Source organism: Dyella sp. EPa41, assembly GCF_016586165.1.
Lineage (GTDB): Bacteria > Pseudomonadota > Gammaproteobacteria > Xanthomonadales > Rhodanobacteraceae > Dyella.
On the sequence record NZ_BCPR01000002.1, the window covers coordinates 69,166 to 85,498 of the forward strand.

The window sequence follows — 16,333 nt, forward strand, 5'->3', positions numbered from 1 at the left end:
GCGAAAATTTGTCGCGACGCATCATTCGCGCACGGAAATCCCCCGCATGCTTGGCATCGTCCGGATCGCGCTCACGCGGCCCTACACCTTTGTTGTCCTCGCCCTGACCATCCTGATCTTCGGCGTCATGTCGGCGGTGCGCACGCCCACCGACATCTTCCCGGACATCAACATCCCGGTGATCGCCGTGGCATGGCAGTTCACCGGCATGACGCCCGACCAGATGGCCGGACGCATGAATACGCCGTTCGAGCGCGTGCTCACCACCACGGTGAACGACATCGAGCACATCGAGTCGGAATCGCTCAATGGCATGGGCATCACCAAGATCTTCTTCCAGCCCGGCGTGAACATCGCGACGGCGAATGCGCAGGTGACCGCGGTCGCGCAGACGCTGCTCAAGCAGATGCCACCGGGCGCGACGCCGCCGTTGATCGTCAATTACAGCGCGTCGACGGTGCCTATCCTGCAGCTCGCGTTGTCGGGCAAGGGCCTGAGCGAACAGCAGCTCGGTGACCTTGGCCTCAACCTGCTGCGCCCGCAGCTGGTGACGGTGCCCGGCGCGGCGATTCCCTATCCGTTCGGCGGCAAGACACGCCAGATCCAGCTCGATGTCGATCCCGCCGCGTTGCAGGCGCGCGGCCTTTCGGCGCAGGACGTGGCCAACGCGCTCGCCGCGCAGCAGCAGATCAGCCCGATCGGTACGCAGAAGATCGGCAAGTACGAGTACGTGATGCTGCTGAACAATGCGGCCGAGCGCGTGGCGGAGCTGGAAAACCTGCCGGTCAAGAACGTCAACGGCGCGACCATCTACATCCGCGACGTGGCCCACGTGCGCGACGGCGCGCCGCCGCAGACCAACATCGTGCACGTCGACGGCGTGCGCTCGACGCTGCTGTCGGTGCTGAAGAACGGTTCCACGTCCACGCTCGCCATCGTGGCGGGCGTGCGCGACCGCCTGGCCAGCATGAAGGACGCGCTGCCCGGCGATCTCACGATCACGCCCATCGGCGACCAGTCGCTGTTCGTGCGCGCCTCGATCGATGGCGTGATCCGGGAAGGCGTGATCGCCGCGGCGCTGACCAGCCTGATGATCCTGCTGTTCCTGGGCAGCTGGCGATCGACGCTGATCATCGCCACCTCGATTCCCCTGGCGGTGCTCGGCTCGGTGTTCACGCTGTCCGCCATCGGCCAGACGCTCAACATCATGACGCTCGGCGGCCTCGCGCTCGCGGTGGGCATCCTGGTGGACGAGGCCACCGTGACCATCGAGAACATCAACTGGCACCTGGAGCAGGGCAAGGACGTGATCACGGCGATCGTCGACGGCTCGTCGCAGATCATCGTGCCCGCCTTCGTTTCGTTGCTGTGCATCTGCATCGTGTTCGTGCCGATGTTCTTCCTGCCTGGCGTGGCGCGCTACCTGTTCGTGCCGATGGCCGAGGCGGTGATCTTCGCCATGATCTTCTCGTTCATCCTGTCGCGCACGCTGGTGCTGACGATGGCGAAGTACCTGCTGCACGAGCACCCGCCGACCGTGGACGAGCACGGCCAGCACCTGCCGTTGCCGCCGCCGAAGTCGGCGTTGGGCCGCTTCCAGCGCGGTTTCGTGGATCGCTTCGAGGTGTTCCGGGCGGGCTACAGCGGCATGCTCGATCTCGCGCTCCGGCATCGCAAGGTGTTCGTCACGGGTTTCCTCGCCTTCGTGCTCTTGTCGTTCCTGTTGTTGCCGGGCCTGGGCAGCAACTTTTTCCCGGACGTGGACGGCGGCCAGATCCTGGTGCATGCCCGTGTGCCGGTAGGTTCGCGCGTGGAAGTGACATCGGCCGAGTTCGCGGACATCCAGAAGGCCATCCGGCAGGTCATTCCGCCGGACGAACTGGAGGCCATGGTGGACAACATCGGCCAGTACTCCAGCTCGATCAACACCATCTACAACAACACCGGACAGATCGGCGAGCAGGATGGCGACATCCAGGTCTCGCTGAAGGAAGGCCATCGCCCGAGTGCCGAGTACGTGAAGATCCTGCGCGAGAAGCTGCCGCGGCTGTTTCCCGGCACGGTGTTTTCGTTCCCGCCGGCGGACATCGTGAGCCAGATCCTCAACTTCGGTTCGCCGGCGCCGATCGACCTGCAGATCCGCGGCTTCCATCTCGACCAGAACTTCGAATACGCGAACCTGCTGCTCAACCGCATCCGCAAGATTCCGGGCGTGGCGGATGCGCGCATCCAGCAGTCGCAGGCCTCGCCGGCGTTCCGCATCGACGTGGACCGCACGCGCGCGGGCTTGCTGGGCCTGACCGAGCAGGACGTCACCAGCAGCCTGGTGGCCGATCTTTCCGGCACCTCGCAGGTGGCGCCCACGTTCTGGCTCAATCCCGACAACAACGTCACGTATCCGATCTCGGCGCAGGTGCCGCAATATCGCCTGGATTCGCTGGCCTCGTTGGCCAACCTGCCGATCACCGCCAGGAACGGGGGTAACTCGCAGGTACTCGGCGCGCTGGCGGATGTGTCGCGCACGCACAGCAACATGGTCGTGAGCCAGTACAACATCCAGTCGATGGTGGAGATCTACGCCACCACGCAGGGGCGTGACCTCGGCGCGATCGCCGCCGACATCCAGCAGATCCTCAAGGACACCGCCAAGGCCAAGCCCAAGGGCGCGAACATCGCGCTGCTCGGTCAGGTGCAGACCATGAACGATGCCTATTCGGGCCTGCTGTTCGGCCTGCTGGGTTCGGGCGTGCTGGTGTACCTGCTGATCGTGGTGAACTTCCAGTCGTGGACCGATCCGTTCGTGATCATCACCGCGCTGCCCGCCGCATTGGCCGGCATCGTGTGGATGCTGTTCGTCACGCGGACCACGCTGTCGGTGCCCGCGCTCACCGGCGCCATCATGTGCATGGGCGTGGCCACCGCCAATTCGGTGCTGGTGGTGAGCTTCTGCCGCGAGCGCCTGGCGTTCCATGGTGACGCCACGCTGGCGGCGCGCGAAGCGGGCTTCGTGCGCTTCCGGCCGGTACTGATGACCGCGCTGGCCATGATCATCGGCATGGTGCCGATGGCGCTGGGCCTGGGTGATGGCGGCGAACAGAACGCGCCGCTGGGCCGCGCCGTGATCGGCGGCCTGCTGTTTGCCACCACCGCCACCCTCATCTTCGTCCCCGTCGTCTTTTCCATCGTGCATGCGCGACGCGGTCGCGCCTCCGATTCGGCCCCCGTTGCCGGAGAACCCGTCCATGTCTGAGCATCTCCATCCGCTTCCCGAATCGACGCCGTCGCCGCGTCGCCTGCGCCTGGCCGCGCTGATCGGTGCCGTCGTCTTCGGCTCGGTCGTGGTCGTCGGCGTGGCGGTACGCATCTCCGATGCGCGCAGCCTGCGCCAGTGGACCGACGAGCAGGCCATCCCCACCGTGGTCGTCACCACGCCCGAGGCGGGCAACGGCAAGTCGCCGCTGGAACTGCCCGCGCAAATGGACGCCTATACCAATGCGCCCATCTACGCGCGCACCAGCGGTTACCTGAAGTCCTGGAACAAGGACATCGGTGCGACGGTGAAGGCGGGCGACCTGCTCGGTGAGATCGACACGCCCGACCTCGATCAGCAACTGCTGCAGGCCCAGGCCGACCTGGCCAGCGCGAAGGCCAACGCGGCACTCGCGGCCACCACCGCCAAGCGCTGGCAGGTGCTGCACCAGACCGATCCCGATTCCGTATCGCAGCAGTCGGTGGACCAGTACAACGGCGACTTCGCCGCCAAGCAGGCGCAGGCCAACGCGGCGCAGGCCAACGTCGATCGACTGAAGGCGCTGAAGTCGTATGCGCGCATCATCGCGCCGTTCGATGGCCGTGTGACGGCGCGCAACACCGACGTGGGCGCCCTGGTCACCGCCGACAGCGGTGGCGGCACGCCGCTGTTCCAGGTATCGGACACCAGCAAGCTGCGCGTGTACGTGCGCGTGCCGCAGGTGTATGCGCCCAGCATCCATCGCGGCGACGAGGCCACGCTGACCGTGCCCGAGTATCCGGGCAAGACCTTCAGCGCGAAGGTCGAGGCCGATGCGCGCGCGATCTCGCCGACCTCGGGCACGACCCTGGTGCAGTTGCTGGTGGACAACCCGGACGGCAAGCTGCTGCCCAGCAGTTACGCGAGCATCAGCTTCAACCTCGCCACCGCCGCACTTGGCGTACGCGTGCCGGCCGAAGCGCTGATCTTCGACGACAAGGGGCTGCGCGTGGCGACGCTGGATGCGAATGATCAGGTGAAGTTCAAGACGGTGACCATTCGGCGCGATTACGGCAAATCGGTGGAACTGGGTTCGGGCCTGGAGGCGGGCGATCGCGTGATCAGCAATCCACCGGACGGTCTGGTCGACGGCGATCCGGTGCGCATCGCCAAGAATCCGCAGGCAGCGGCGAAGCCCCATGAAAAAGCCTGAGTCGTTCGCGTTGACGTTGGCCGCCACGCTCGCGCTGGGCGCGTGCTCGCTGGCGCCGGCGTACAAGACGCCGGAAGCGCCGGTCGCCGATCACTATCAGCCGGCCGGCCCATGGACCACGGCGGCGCCCGCCGACCAGCTGCCTCGCGAAGGGTGGTGGACGTTGTACGGCGATGCGCGCCTGGACGATCTCGAAGGCCAGCTCCTGGCGCACAACGCGGATCTCGCCGCGGCGTTGGCCAGCTACCAGCAGTCGCGCGATTTCCTGCAGCAGGTGCGCGCCGATCTGTTTCCGCAGGTGGCGCTTGGCGCGGGTGCGATCCGCAATCGCCAGTCCGACAACTCGGCGTTGCGCGGGCCCACCTCACCCACCTGGTACGACACCTATTCGCTGACCGGGCAGGCGACGTACGAAGTGGACCTGTGGGGACGCGTGCACGACAACGTCGCCGCGGGTCGCGCCTCGATGCAGGCGTCGGCTGCCGACCTCGCCTCGGTGCGCCTGAGCCTGGAGGCACAGCTCGCCGACAGCTACCTCGTGCTGGTTGGCCTGGATCGGCAGATCGACCTGTTGCAAAAGAGCGTGGATGCCTACCAGCGAGCGCTGCAGCTCACCCGCACGCTGCAGGCGGGCGGCGCGGTGTCGGGCCTGGACGTGAACCGTGCGCAGACGCAGCTGTCTTCCACGCGTTCGCAGCTGTCGCAGACCAAGGCACACAGGGGCGACCTGTTGCTGCACGCCATTGCCGTGCTGGTGGGCCAGCCGGCGTCGAGCTTCACACTGGAAGCGAAGACGGATCTGCCGGCATTGCCGGTGATTCCCGTGGGCCTGCCGTCCACCTTGCTGCAGCGCCGCCCGGATATCGCGGCCGCGGAGCGGCGCACGGCGGAAGCGAACGCGCAGATCGGCGTGGCGCGTTCGGCCTTCTTTCCCTCCCTGACGCTCAGCGCCGGCGGCGGCTTCAGCAGCGGCGCATGGGGCAACCTGCTGACCGCGCCGAGCCAGGTGTGGGCGTTGGGGCCGAGCCTGCTGGTGGACATTTTCGACGGTGGGCGTCGCCGCGCCCAGGTGGATGCGGCGCACGCGGCCTTCGACGAGGCCAGCGCGCATTACCGCGGCACGGTGCTCACGGCGTTCCAGCAGGTGGAGGACAACCAGTCGCTGCTCAACAACTATGGCAGTGCGTTGGTTGACCAGGGCGACGCCACCACGGCCGCGGACCATACGCTCAACCTGTCGATGGCCTTGTACAAGCAGGGCGCCAACAGTTACCTCGACGTGGTGACGGCGCAGGTGGCATCGCTGGATGCGCACCTGACCTTGCTGGGGCTGCAGACCAACCAGCTGCGCGCAAGCGTGGGATTGGTGAGGGCGCTGGGCGGTGGTTGGGAGAGTGGGGATATTTCGCCGGAGGTGTTGGCGAAGGATGCGAAGGCGCAGGCGAAGAAGTAGCTCCGTCTCCTTCTTTGTGTTGTAGGAGCGCACCCTGTGCGCGACAGCCTTTCGCGACAGTCTCCATGGTCGTCATCCCGGCGCAGGCCGGGATCCAGTAGTGTCCAGTCTTCGGCTGTCGCGATACGACCAGGTTGCCGCTTACGCGGCGGGCGTTTCGACGTCCTGCCGGCGACGCGAAGCTAGTCCCCGTGGGACGACGCGAAGCTAGTCCCGTGGGACCGCCGAGTCACTTTTCTTTTGCTGGCCCACGCACGCGCAGGAGCGCGTGCGAACGGCGAAGCCGGCCCGAAGGGCGGAGGGCGGAACGCCCGGAGTCAAAGATCCCACGGGGACTAGCTTCGCGTCGAAAGTAACCCAAAGAAAATGGCCTTCAGAGCCAGGGCTCATGGCAGTACGTGGGATAGAAGCGTCGGCCGATCGAGGCCAGCCGTGATGCGCTTGTTACTACCTCGAACGGAGCCGCTATACCGCGACGCGTCATCGCGAAGAGGACTTAAAGCCACTTCGCTGAGCCGTGATGAAGCCTATGGGGTGCCATACCCTTTCCCCCTCTCCCCTCCGGGGCACGCGGGGAGCGGCCATGGATGGCCGCGGCTTTGAGGAGCGAGGAGAGGGCTGGGGTGAGGGTGGGGACCGCGACGACGTTACCTACTGCATGTAGGAGCGCACCCAGTGCGCGAAAAGCCAACGAAGCGGTGACTCCGTAACGCCGCGGTCGCGCACTGGGTGCGCTCCTACAAGGGCCGTGCACTGTTCAAAAAAAACGCCCCGTACCGGGGCGTTTTTCATTGCGGATGAAAGAGCCCTTACAGCTTCTTCGCCAGCAACGCTTCCAGCTTGCGCTGATCAACGGCGAACTTGCGGATGCCGTCGGCGAGCTTGTCGGTGGCCATGGCGTCTTCGTTGTGGCCCCAGCGGAAGGCGGCTTCGGTGAGCGGGGCGACTTTTGCCTCGCGCGTGCCATCGTCCTGCAGCGCGCGCGGCAGCGGCGAGTGGTCCTGCTGCAGCTTGTCGAGCAGGTCGGGGCTGATGGTGAGGCGGTCGCAGCCGGCGAGGGCCTGGATCTGGCCGATGTTGCGGAAGCTCGCGCCCATCACCACGGTGTCGAAGCCGTGCTTCTTGTACCAGGCGTAGATGCGGCGCACCGATTTCACGCCCGGGTCTTCTTCCGGTGCGTAGCTCTTGGTGTCGGTGTTGGCGACGTACCAGTCCATGATGCGGCCGACGAACGGCGAGATCAGGAACACGCCGGCCTCGGCGCAGGCCACGGCCTGCTCGAACGAGAACAGCAAGGTGAGGTTGCAGTTGATGCCGCGCTTCTCGAGCTTTTCGGCGGCGCGGATGCCTTCCCAGGTGGAGGCCATCTTGATGAGGATGCGATCGCGCTTCACGCCGGCTTCTTCGTACAGCGCGATGAGGCGTTCGGCCTTGGCGATGGTGGCGTCGGTATCGAACGAGAGGCGCGCATCGACTTCGGTCGACACACGGCCGGGCACCAGCTCGACGATCTTGCGACCCACGGCGACGGCGAGATGGTCGCCGGCGTCGATCAGCTGCTGTTCGCGCGAGTTGCTTTCGGACTTTGCGCGTTGCACCGATTCGTCGATCAGCGGTGCGTACGCCGCCGATTCCGTCGCCTTCAGCAGCAGCGACGGGTTGGTGGTGGCGTCGACCGGGTGGTAGCGGGCGATGGCGTCGATGTCACCGGTATCGGCGACGACGGTGGTGTACTGGCGCAGCTGTTCGAGTTGGGAAGACACGGCGTTGTCCGGCAGGAAAAGACGTCCATTGTCCACGGCTACGCGTCCCGGGGCAAAGTGGCCGTCTCATCGGCGCCAGTGACGATGCGGGCGTGGCGCTGGTAGGTCCAGTAGGCCCAGGCCCAGTCCAGCATCACCACCAGCCGGTTGCGGAAGCCGATCAGGAAGGCGATGTGCGCCACCAGCCACACCCACCAGGCGAGCAGGCCGGAAAGTTTCAGACGGCCAAACTGGGCGACGGCAGCCATGCGTCCGATGGTGGCCAGCGAACCATCGTCGCGATAGCGGAACGGCGGGCAGGTCTTGCCCTGCCACCGGGCCTTCATCGTCGCGGCGACATAGCGCCCCATCTGCTTGGCGGCGGGCGCTACGCCCGGTACCGGCCTGCCGTCCGGTTGGGTGACGCTGGCGAGGTCGCCGATCACGAACACCTCGGGGTGGCCCGGTACGCTGAGGTCCGGCTCGACCAGCACACGCCCGGCGCGATCCACCGGCGCGCCGAGCTGGCGACCCAGGGGTGAAGCGGCCACGCCCGCGGCCCACAACACGGTGCGCGCTGCGTGGGGCGTGTCGCCCAGCATCACGCCTTGGGCGTCGATCCGCGTGACCGACGTATCCAGGCGCACTTCCACGCCGAGCTTTTCTAGCTGGCGGCGTGCCTTTTCGGACAGCTCCGGCGCGAAGGCCGGCAGCAGCCGTGGCCCGGCTTCCACCAGGAGCACGTTGGCCTGGCGCGGGTCGGCGCGGCGGAATTCGCGCGGCAACGTATGCCGCGCGATCTCGGCCAGCGTGCCGGCCAGCTCCACGCCGGTCGCGCCGCCGCCGACCACCACGAAGTTGAGCCAGGCCTGCCGTTGCGCCGGGTCGTCTTCGCGCTCGGCGCGCTCGAAGGCGAGCAGCACGCGACGGCGGATGGTGAAGGCGTCGTCCAGCGTCTTGAGGCCGGGCGCATGGGGTTCCCAGTCGTCATGGCCGAAGTAGGCGTGTGTCGCGCCGGTGGCGACGACGAGCACTTCGTAGTCGAGCATGCCCCGGTCGAGCGTGACACGGCGGCGGGAGAGATCGACACCCCGCGCCTCGTCCATCAGCACGGTGACGTTGGGCTGGCCTCGCAGGATCTGTCGCAATGGCGCGGCGATCGATGGCGCGGAAAGCCCAGCGGTGGCGACCTGGTAGAGCAGCGGCTGGAACAGATGGTGGTTGCGCCGATCGACCAGGGTGACCCTGGCGCCGGTATCGGCGAGTCCGCGCGCCACGGCCAGGCCACCGAAGCCGCCGCCGAGAATGACGACGCGAGGATGCGAGCCGGGGGATGCGTTGTCTTCCATGTGATGCCTCGTATGAAGTCGGGAATCATGGGAAGCCACGCCGTGCCCCGTCAGTAGAGATCGATGGGGTCGACGTCGAGCGACCAGCGCACGCGACGTGCCGAAGGCAGCGTCGACAGCATGCGATACCAGGGGCGCAAGGCGGTGTGCAGCGCGCCGCGCGTCTCCGCCTCGATCAGCAATTGGCCGCGATGCCGGCCCGCGCGCAGCGGCATCGGCGCAGGCATGGGGCCGGCCAGTTGCAGCGGTGCCCCGGCGAGTGCGTGGGCGGCATCGGCGAGAAACGCATCGACGTGCTCGCGCTGGTGCGCTTCGGCGCGCAGCAATACCTGGTGGCCGTAGGGTGGCAGCTGGACGCTGCGGCGCTCATCCAGCAGCGTGGCCGCGGCGGCGGCGTAGCCTTGCGCGAGCAGCTGGCGCAGCAACGGATGGTCGGGGTGATGCGTCTGCAGCAAGACGCGTCCGGGCTTGCGCGCGCGACCGGCGCGGCCGGCCACCTGCACCACCAGCTGGGACAGCCGCTCGCTCGCGCGGAAGTCCACGCTGTGCAGGCCCTCATCCACGCCCACGATGGCGACCAGGGTGAGATTGGGCAGGTCGTGTCCCTTCGCCAGCATCTGCGTGCCGACCAGGATCGCCGGGCGATCCTCGTGCAGGCTTTCCAGCAACTGCTCGAAGGCATCGCGTCGGCGCGTGGTCTCGCGGTCGATGCGCAGTACCGGCACGTCGGGGAACTGGGCGGCCAACGCTTCTTCCAGCCGTTCCGTGCCCTGGCCCTGGGGCTTGAGGTCCGGCGCGGCGCAGGCGGGGCACTGTGCAGGCAGGCGCGCGGTGTAGTCGCAGTGATGGCAGATGAGCTGGCGACGCCCCGCATGCAAGGTCATCGGGTGTTCGCAGCGCGGGCATTCGGCATGCCAGCCGCAGGCGTGGCAGAGCAGCACCGGCGCGTAGCCGCGACGATTGCGGAACACCAGCGCCTGCTCGCCACGCGCCACGGTGTCGGCGACCGCGGCCAGCAGGGCGGGAGACAGCCCGTGCTCCAGCCGCTGCGCACGCATGTCCACGATCTGCACCTGCGGCGGGCGAATCGCACCGGGACGCGCGCGCAGGTGCAGGGCGCGGTAGCGGCCGGCCTGCACGTTCGCCAGCGATTCCAGCGAGGGCGTGGCCGACCCCAGCACCACCGGCACGTTGAGTGCACGGGCGCGCAGCAGGGCAAGATCGCGGGCGTGGTAACGGAAGCCCTCCTGCTGCTTGTAGGCGCCGTCGTGTTCCTCGTCCACCACGATCAGGCCCGCGTGGGGCAGGGGCGTGAACACGGCGGAGCGCGTGCCCAGGATCACCTTGGCTTCGCCCGATCGCGCGCGCAGCCAGGCACGCGCGCGATCACCTTCGGCGAGATTGGAATGCAGCACCTCCACCGCGACGCCCAGGCGGTCCCGCACGCGGCGTACCGTCTGTGGCGCCAGCCCGATTTCGGGCACCAGCAGCAGCGCCTGTTTGCCCTGGGCGACGACCTGTTCGATCAGGGCGAGATAGACCTCGGTCTTGCCGCTGCCGGTGACGCCATCGAGCAGGAACGATTGGAACCGGCCGAGCGACTCGGCGATGGCGTCGACCGCCTGGCGCTGCTCGGGCATGAGCTCGGGCGGCGTGCTGGTCGGGACGGGCGTGGCACCGGTGATTTCGGTGCGCTCGATCAGGCCGGCCTCGTCGAGGCGCCGGGCGGCGTCGCGCCAGCCCGGCAGCAGCTCGTGGAGCAGGCCGGCCGTCACCGGGCCGCGCGCCAGCGCTTCGAGCAGCGCGCGGCTGCCACCGCGGCGGCTGCCGGCGTCCAGCGCACTGCGTCCGGCCGCAGTCAGCGCCCAGGCTTCCTCGCGCAGGTCGGGCAGCGGTCGGTCTTCGCGCAGGGCCAGCGGCAGCGCGTTGGCATACGCCTCGCCCGGCGCGCCCAGCCAGTAGTCGGCCGCCCGGGCCAGCGTGGCCATCAGCTCGGCGTCGAGCAGCGGGCCCTCATCCAGCACCTTGAGCACCCGCTTGAGGCGGGCGTTGCCGACGGCGGACTCCACGTTCGCCTCCACCACCACGCCCACGGCCTTGCCCTTGCCGAACGGCACCAGCACCCGGCTGCCCACGTCCGCCCGGCCCGTCGAAGCAGGCAGGTAGTCGAACAGGGTCGGCAGGGGAACCGGGAGGGCGACGCGTTGGACGGCGGGCATGCATACCTCGTGACGTCCCAGTGTAACCGGCCCGCCACGAGGGGACGAAGCGTGCATGCGCGGGCGAATGGTCTGCCGGCGGCGGTTTGCGGAGGCTTGCTGCCCCGCCATCTAGGAATGGGGGCTAAGTGACTATTGGCACGGGGCTTTTGCGGTTATCCACAGCGCCTGTGGATAAGTCTGTGGATCGAGCGTTGAAGGAGGCCCCGCAAGCGCATGAAAACGGCCTTGGGCACGTACTGTTCAACTTTTAACCAGGCTGAAATATGCCTATAAATCAGCGAGTTAAAATTTACATGCAGCCCGTGTTCATGCAATTGCCATAGGCACGGGTCTTGCCTTGACAGACCTGTGACGCTGTGCAAAACCCCCGTCGCGGCGACGGAGGCCATGCGAGAAACCAGCGCGCCTACGCGGTTTGTGTGTGATGTAAGTCACAAAAAATTCGCACGGCGAATGTCAATGCGCGAGGCCGAGCAGGGCGGCAAAACCCAGCGCAAAACCGATCAGCCACGTGTAGCACCAGCCGATGAACAGGTACTTCACCGTGGTCAGGAACCAGCCCTGGCGATAGACCCGCTTCTGCATGATCAGCAGATAGACCGGCACCCACATGGCCAGCACCCAGATCACCAGCAGCAGCGGCGTGCCCACCCAGGCCGCGTGCGGCAACAGCCAGCTGCGCAGGCCGCCGACCAGCACGCCGAGCAGCAGGGCCAGGAACATGAAGGCGTGGCTGTGCAGTGCCACGATCAGGTGTTCCATATAAAGACGGCGCTTGAACAGGTACATCAGCTTCAGCAGCAGCGCGAACAGCGGCATCACCACGAACATGGTCTGCGGCAGCACGCCAAAGACGCCGGCCAGGATCCGCTCCTGGGCCGCGGCGCCTTCCTCGCCGCCGACCATCGCGCCCCGGAGATTGACGCCCATGTGCTCGATGGACCGGTTGATGCTGCGGTTCATGCTCGCCGGCAACCAGCTCGCTTCGAACTTGTTCTGGTGGAAGTCCCAGCCATCCTCGGTCTGGACCTGCAGCGGCGCGGCGCCCAGCTGTTCCAGGCGATGGTTGGCGTGGTCGCGTTCCACGCTGATCAGCTTGCGGATGGTCTTCTTGCCGTGGTCGGCGTGGTCGGCCGCCTTGTCGATGTCCTTGCGCATCTGCTCGAAACGCGCGCGCACCGCGTCGGCGGTGTTGTCCTTGGCAAAGTCGCCGGTGCCGGCGCTGGCCTCGAGGTTGGTGTCGGCGAAGCCGATGTTGTCGATGGCGATGCGGGTGACGAAGAACGCCAGCAGGCACAGCACGAACATCAGGCGGAACGGGGCGACGTAGCGCTGCCGGCGCCCGGAGAAGTACTCCATGGTGAGGAAGCCGGGCCGGTAGAACAGCGGCGGCACCGTGTGCACCACGCGGCCGTCGATGTGCAGCACCATATCGAGGGTGTCCTCGACCATGTGGTGCATCGGCCGCAGCACCGAGTGGATCGATTGCCCGCATTCGTGGCAGAACTCGCCCTGCATCGGCGCACTGCAATTGGCGCAGTGCAACCCTTCGAACGACACCAGTTCCTTCTTCATGCGTCTCCCCCGAGTCAGCCCAAGATCTTGGCACAAGCGGGTGACATCGGCATGGCCTGTGGCTCTCATGGGGCAGTCGGCGTCGGAAGGGCGCCCGGTCCGGTGCGCTAGAATGCCGGGCCCAGGAGTCTGTCCATGTTCTCTTTCCGCCCCGATCGCGCCAGGGTGGCGCACGAGGTCGGCGCCACCGTGCGCCTCGCCCTTCCGTTGATCGCCGCGCAATTGGCCGCGGTGGGTCCCAACTTCGTCGATGCCGTGCTCGCCGGGCATCTGAGCGCGCACGTGCAGGCTGCCGTGACCACGGCGGTAAGCATCTGGGCGCTGGCCCTGGTGAGCGGCCTGGGCATGATGATGGCGGTGCCGCCGTCGGTCGCGCAGCTCGACGGCGCCGGCCGCCGCCACGAAGTGGGCGCCGTGTTCGTGCAGGCGCTGTGGCTGGCCTGGGGCATGGGCATCGTGATGTGGTTCCTGGTGCGCAACGCCACCCTGATGCTGGACTGGATCGGGGTGGTGCCGACGCTGCGCGCGGACGTGATGCACTTCCTGCATGCGATCAGCTGGGCCGGCCCGGCGCTCACCAGCTACTTCGCGCTCCGCGGCCTGTCCGAGGGCCTGTCGATGACGCGTCCCTCGATGTATTTCAGCTTTGGCGGCCTGCTGGTGCTGGCGCCGCTGGGCTATGTGCTGATGTACGGCAAGTTCGGCCTGCCGGCGCTGGGTTCGCTGGGCAGCGGCATCGCCACGGCGACCGTGTTGTGGCTGGAGATGGCGGGCTTTGCCCTCTACATCGCCAAGCACCCGGCCTATCGCGATCTTGGCCTGCGCGAAGGCATCGCGTGGCCGAAGCCGAAGATGCTGCTGGAGCTGCTGAAGATCGGTGGCCCGATGGCGGTGACCCTGCTCGCCGAAGGCGGCCTGTTCGTGGCGGTCGCGCTTGCCATTGCGACGCTGGGCGAGACGGTGGTGGCCAGCCACCAGGTCGCGCTGAGCGTGGCGACGGTGGCCTTCATGATTCCGCTGGGGCTGTCGATGGCGATTACCGTGCGCGTGGGCAATGCGGTGGGCCGCGGCGATGCGCGCGGCGTGCGTTACGCGGGCCTGTGCGGCATCGGCCTGGCGCTGTGCGTGCAGACGGTGTCGTCCTCGCTGATGCTGGGCATCCCGCATCTGCTGGCACGCATGTACACGCACGACGCGGCGGTCATCGCGCTGGCGGCGCAGCTGATGCTGCTGGCGGGTTTCTTCCAGTTTTCCGACGGCATCCAGGTCACCTCCAACGGTGCGCTGCGCGGCCTCAAGGACACCCGCGTGCCGATGGTGATCACCCTGTTCGCCTACTGGGGCGTGGGCATGCCCGTGGGCTGGTGGCTGGCGTTCCGCCACGGCATGGGGGCAAGAGGCATGTGGATGGGCCTGATTGCCGGGCTGACCATGGCGGCCATCCTGCTGTTCACCCGCTTCTGTCGCAGCGCCTTCCGCGAACGCTGGCAGCGCCCGGTCTGAAGCGAAGCTGTCGCCCCTGCGGCGCGCCGGGCGTCATCTTCCTGTGTCTCCAGCACTACATGACCTGCGTTGCGCGAACGGCTACGCTGTCACCGACCTTCTGAGGGATTTCGCATGACGGAACGCCGCCCCAACGGTTTCTGGGCTTTTCTCTGCGTCCTTGGGCGCGGCATCAACGTGGTCAGGCTGGTCGTCCTCAACCTGGTCTTCTTCTTCTTTTTCTTCATTGTGCTGCTGGTGCTGCTCGGTGGTTACCTGGGCAGCCGCGGCGAGCACGCGATCCTCAGCGACAGCGTGCTGGTCATCAAGCCGAAGGGCGAGCTGGTCGAGCAGTACAGTATCGAGCCGATGGAGCGCCTGCTGGCGCAGCTGTCGGGCAACCCGCCCAAGCAGATCCAGTTGCGCGACCTGGTGGGCGCCATCGACGCGGCCGCGAAGGACACGCGCATCACGCGCATCCTGCTCGAACCGGGTGACCTGCAGGGCGGCGGTTTTGCCGCGCTGCGCGAAGTAGGCGCCGCGCTGGACCGTTTCCGCGCCGCCGGCAAGCCGGTGATCGTGTGGGCGGCCAACTACGACCAGGGCCAGTACTACCTCGCCGCGCACGCCGACCGCGTCCTGGTCGATCCGCAAGGTGGCGTGCTCATCACCGGCCTCGCCAACTACCGCCTGTTCTACAAGGATCTGCTCGACAAGCTCGGCGTGGACGTGCACCTGTTCCGCGTGGGCCAGTTCAAGAGCGCCGCCGAGCCGTACATCCTCGACCACGCCTCGCCGGAGGCGAAGGAAGCGGACAGCTTCTGGATGGGCGGCCTGTGGGACAGCTATATCAACGAGGTGGCGAAGCTGCGCAAGCTCGAGCCCGCCACGCTGCGCGCCGACATCGACGGCCTGCCCCAGAAGATCGCCGACGCGCGCGGCGACCTTGGCCGCCTCTCGCTCGACCAGCATCTGGTCGACGGCGTCGCCACGCCGGCCGAGCTCGAGGCGATGATGCGCAAGGAAGGCGTGCCCGCCGGCAAGAAGGGCGAGGGCTTCCGCCAGATTTCGCTGCAGCGCTACGGCGCCAACCTGCCCGACAACGATGGCGGTTTTGCGCCGGGCGTGTCGGTGGTGGTGGCCGAAGGCGAGATTTCCGGCGGCAAGCAGCCGCAGGGTTCGGTGGGCGGCGATTCGACGGCCGCGCTGATTCGCGCCGCGCGCACCGACAAGCGCACCAAGGCGCTGGTGCTGCGCGTGAACTCGCCGGGCGGCGAAGTGTACGCGGCCGAACAGATCCGTCGCGAAGTCGCGTTGACCCGTGAAGCGGGCATCCCGGTGGTGGTGTCGATGGGCAACGTGGCGGCCAGCGGCGGCTACTGGATCTCGATGAATGCCGATCGCATCTACGCCGAGCCCAACACCATCACCGGTTCCATCGGCATCTTCGGCATGGTGCTCACCGTGCCGGGCACGCTGGACAAGCTGGGCGTGAAGAACGACGGCGTGGGCACCGGCCCGCTGGCTGGCGCCTTCGATATCACGCGACCGCTCGATCCCAAGGTGGGCATGGTGATCCAGGCCACCATCGAGAAGGGCTATCGCGATTTCGTGGGCCAGGTGGCCAAGGCGCGCGGCAAGCCGTACGACGCCATCGACACCATTGCGCAGGGCCGCGTGTGGACCGGCCAGCAGGCGCTCGATCGCGGCCTGGTCGATCAGCTCGGCGGTCTCGGCGAGGCCGTGGCCGATGCGGCCTCGCGCGCCAAGCTGGGCAAGGACTATCCGGTGCGTTACGTCGAGGAATCGCTGGGCGGCTTCGAGCAGTTCCTGGTGAACCTCAACGAGAGCGCGATGGTGCGCGTGGCGCAGTCATACGGCCTGCAACTGCCGGCATGGGTGGCGCATATCGACACGATGGCGCCCGAGCTGAAGCTCCTGCGCCATGTGGAAAGCGGGCGGCCGAACATCTACGCCTACTGCTTCTGCTCGCCGCGCTGAGCGAACCGCTTCCGCAAAAACCAAGGCCCCGGCTTTCACCGGGGCCTTGCCATGCCAGGGCGGGCGC

General features: G+C 67.3%; 9 protein-coding genes. 5 read left to right on the forward strand and 4 right to left on the reverse strand.

The genetic code is table 11. The features are described 5' to 3' along the window. Positions 1–46: 46 nt before the first annotated feature. Genes JMF82_RS01190 through JMF82_RS01200 form a run of 3 tightly spaced genes read left to right on the forward strand, consistent with a single transcriptional unit; the run spans position 47 to position 5,895 of the window. Positions 47–3,250 carry an efflux RND transporter permease subunit gene (locus JMF82_RS01190; protein ID WP_201312704.1) on the forward strand — a complete coding sequence of 1,068 codons (3,204 nt, stop codon included), beginning with the start codon at positions 47–49 and terminating at the stop codon, positions 3,248–3,250. Beyond that, on the forward strand, positions 3,243–4,442 hold the full coding sequence (locus JMF82_RS01195; RefSeq protein ID WP_236585238.1) for an efflux RND transporter periplasmic adaptor subunit: 1,200 nt from the start codon (positions 3,243–3,245) through the stop codon (positions 4,440–4,442). Before JMF82_RS01190 ends, JMF82_RS01195 begins: the two co-directional genes overlap by 8 nt. Beyond that, positions 4,429–5,895, forward strand: coding sequence for an efflux transporter outer membrane subunit (locus JMF82_RS01200; protein ID WP_201312706.1), 1,467 nt, complete (start codon positions 4,429–4,431; stop codon positions 5,893–5,895). Before JMF82_RS01195 ends, JMF82_RS01200 begins: the two co-directional genes overlap by 14 nt. Positions 5,896–6,704: 809 nt before the next feature. On the opposite strand, the gene tal is transcribed toward JMF82_RS01200, so the two are convergent. The 4 genes from tal to JMF82_RS01220 form a co-directional block, all read right to left on the reverse strand. Beyond that, positions 6,705–7,658 (reverse strand): transaldolase, encoded by a 954-nt coding sequence (gene tal / locus JMF82_RS01205; RefSeq protein ID WP_201312707.1) that lies wholly within the window; start codon positions 7,656–7,658, stop codon positions 6,705–6,707. 38 nt (positions 7,659–7,696) lie between these two features. Further along, a complete protein-coding gene (locus JMF82_RS01210) occupies positions 7,697–8,986 on the reverse strand; it encodes an NAD(P)/FAD-dependent oxidoreductase (protein WP_201312708.1) in 1,290 nt (429 codons plus the stop codon). Between the two features lie 50 nt (positions 8,987–9,036). Then, entirely contained in the window at positions 9,037–11,205 is a 2,169-nt protein-coding gene (locus JMF82_RS01215; protein ID WP_201312709.1) for a primosomal protein N', read from the reverse strand. Positions 11,206–11,664: 459 nt separating this feature from the next. Further along, positions 11,665–12,783 carry a DUF3667 domain-containing protein gene (locus JMF82_RS01220; RefSeq protein WP_201312710.1) on the reverse strand — a complete coding sequence of 373 codons (1,119 nt, stop codon included), beginning with the start codon at positions 12,781–12,783 and terminating at the stop codon, positions 11,665–11,667. Positions 12,784–12,918: 135 nt separating this feature from the next. On the opposite strand from JMF82_RS01220, the gene JMF82_RS01225 reads away from it, so the two are divergent. Then, a complete protein-coding gene (locus tag JMF82_RS01225; RefSeq protein WP_201312711.1) occupies positions 12,919–14,286 on the forward strand; it encodes an MATE family efflux transporter in 1,368 nt (455 codons plus the stop codon). Between the two features lie 114 nt (positions 14,287–14,400). Further along, a complete protein-coding gene (gene sppA / locus JMF82_RS01230; RefSeq protein ID WP_201312712.1) occupies positions 14,401–16,266 on the forward strand; it encodes a signal peptide peptidase SppA in 1,866 nt (621 codons plus the stop codon). The last annotated feature ends 67 nt before the right edge of the window (positions 16,267–16,333 follow it).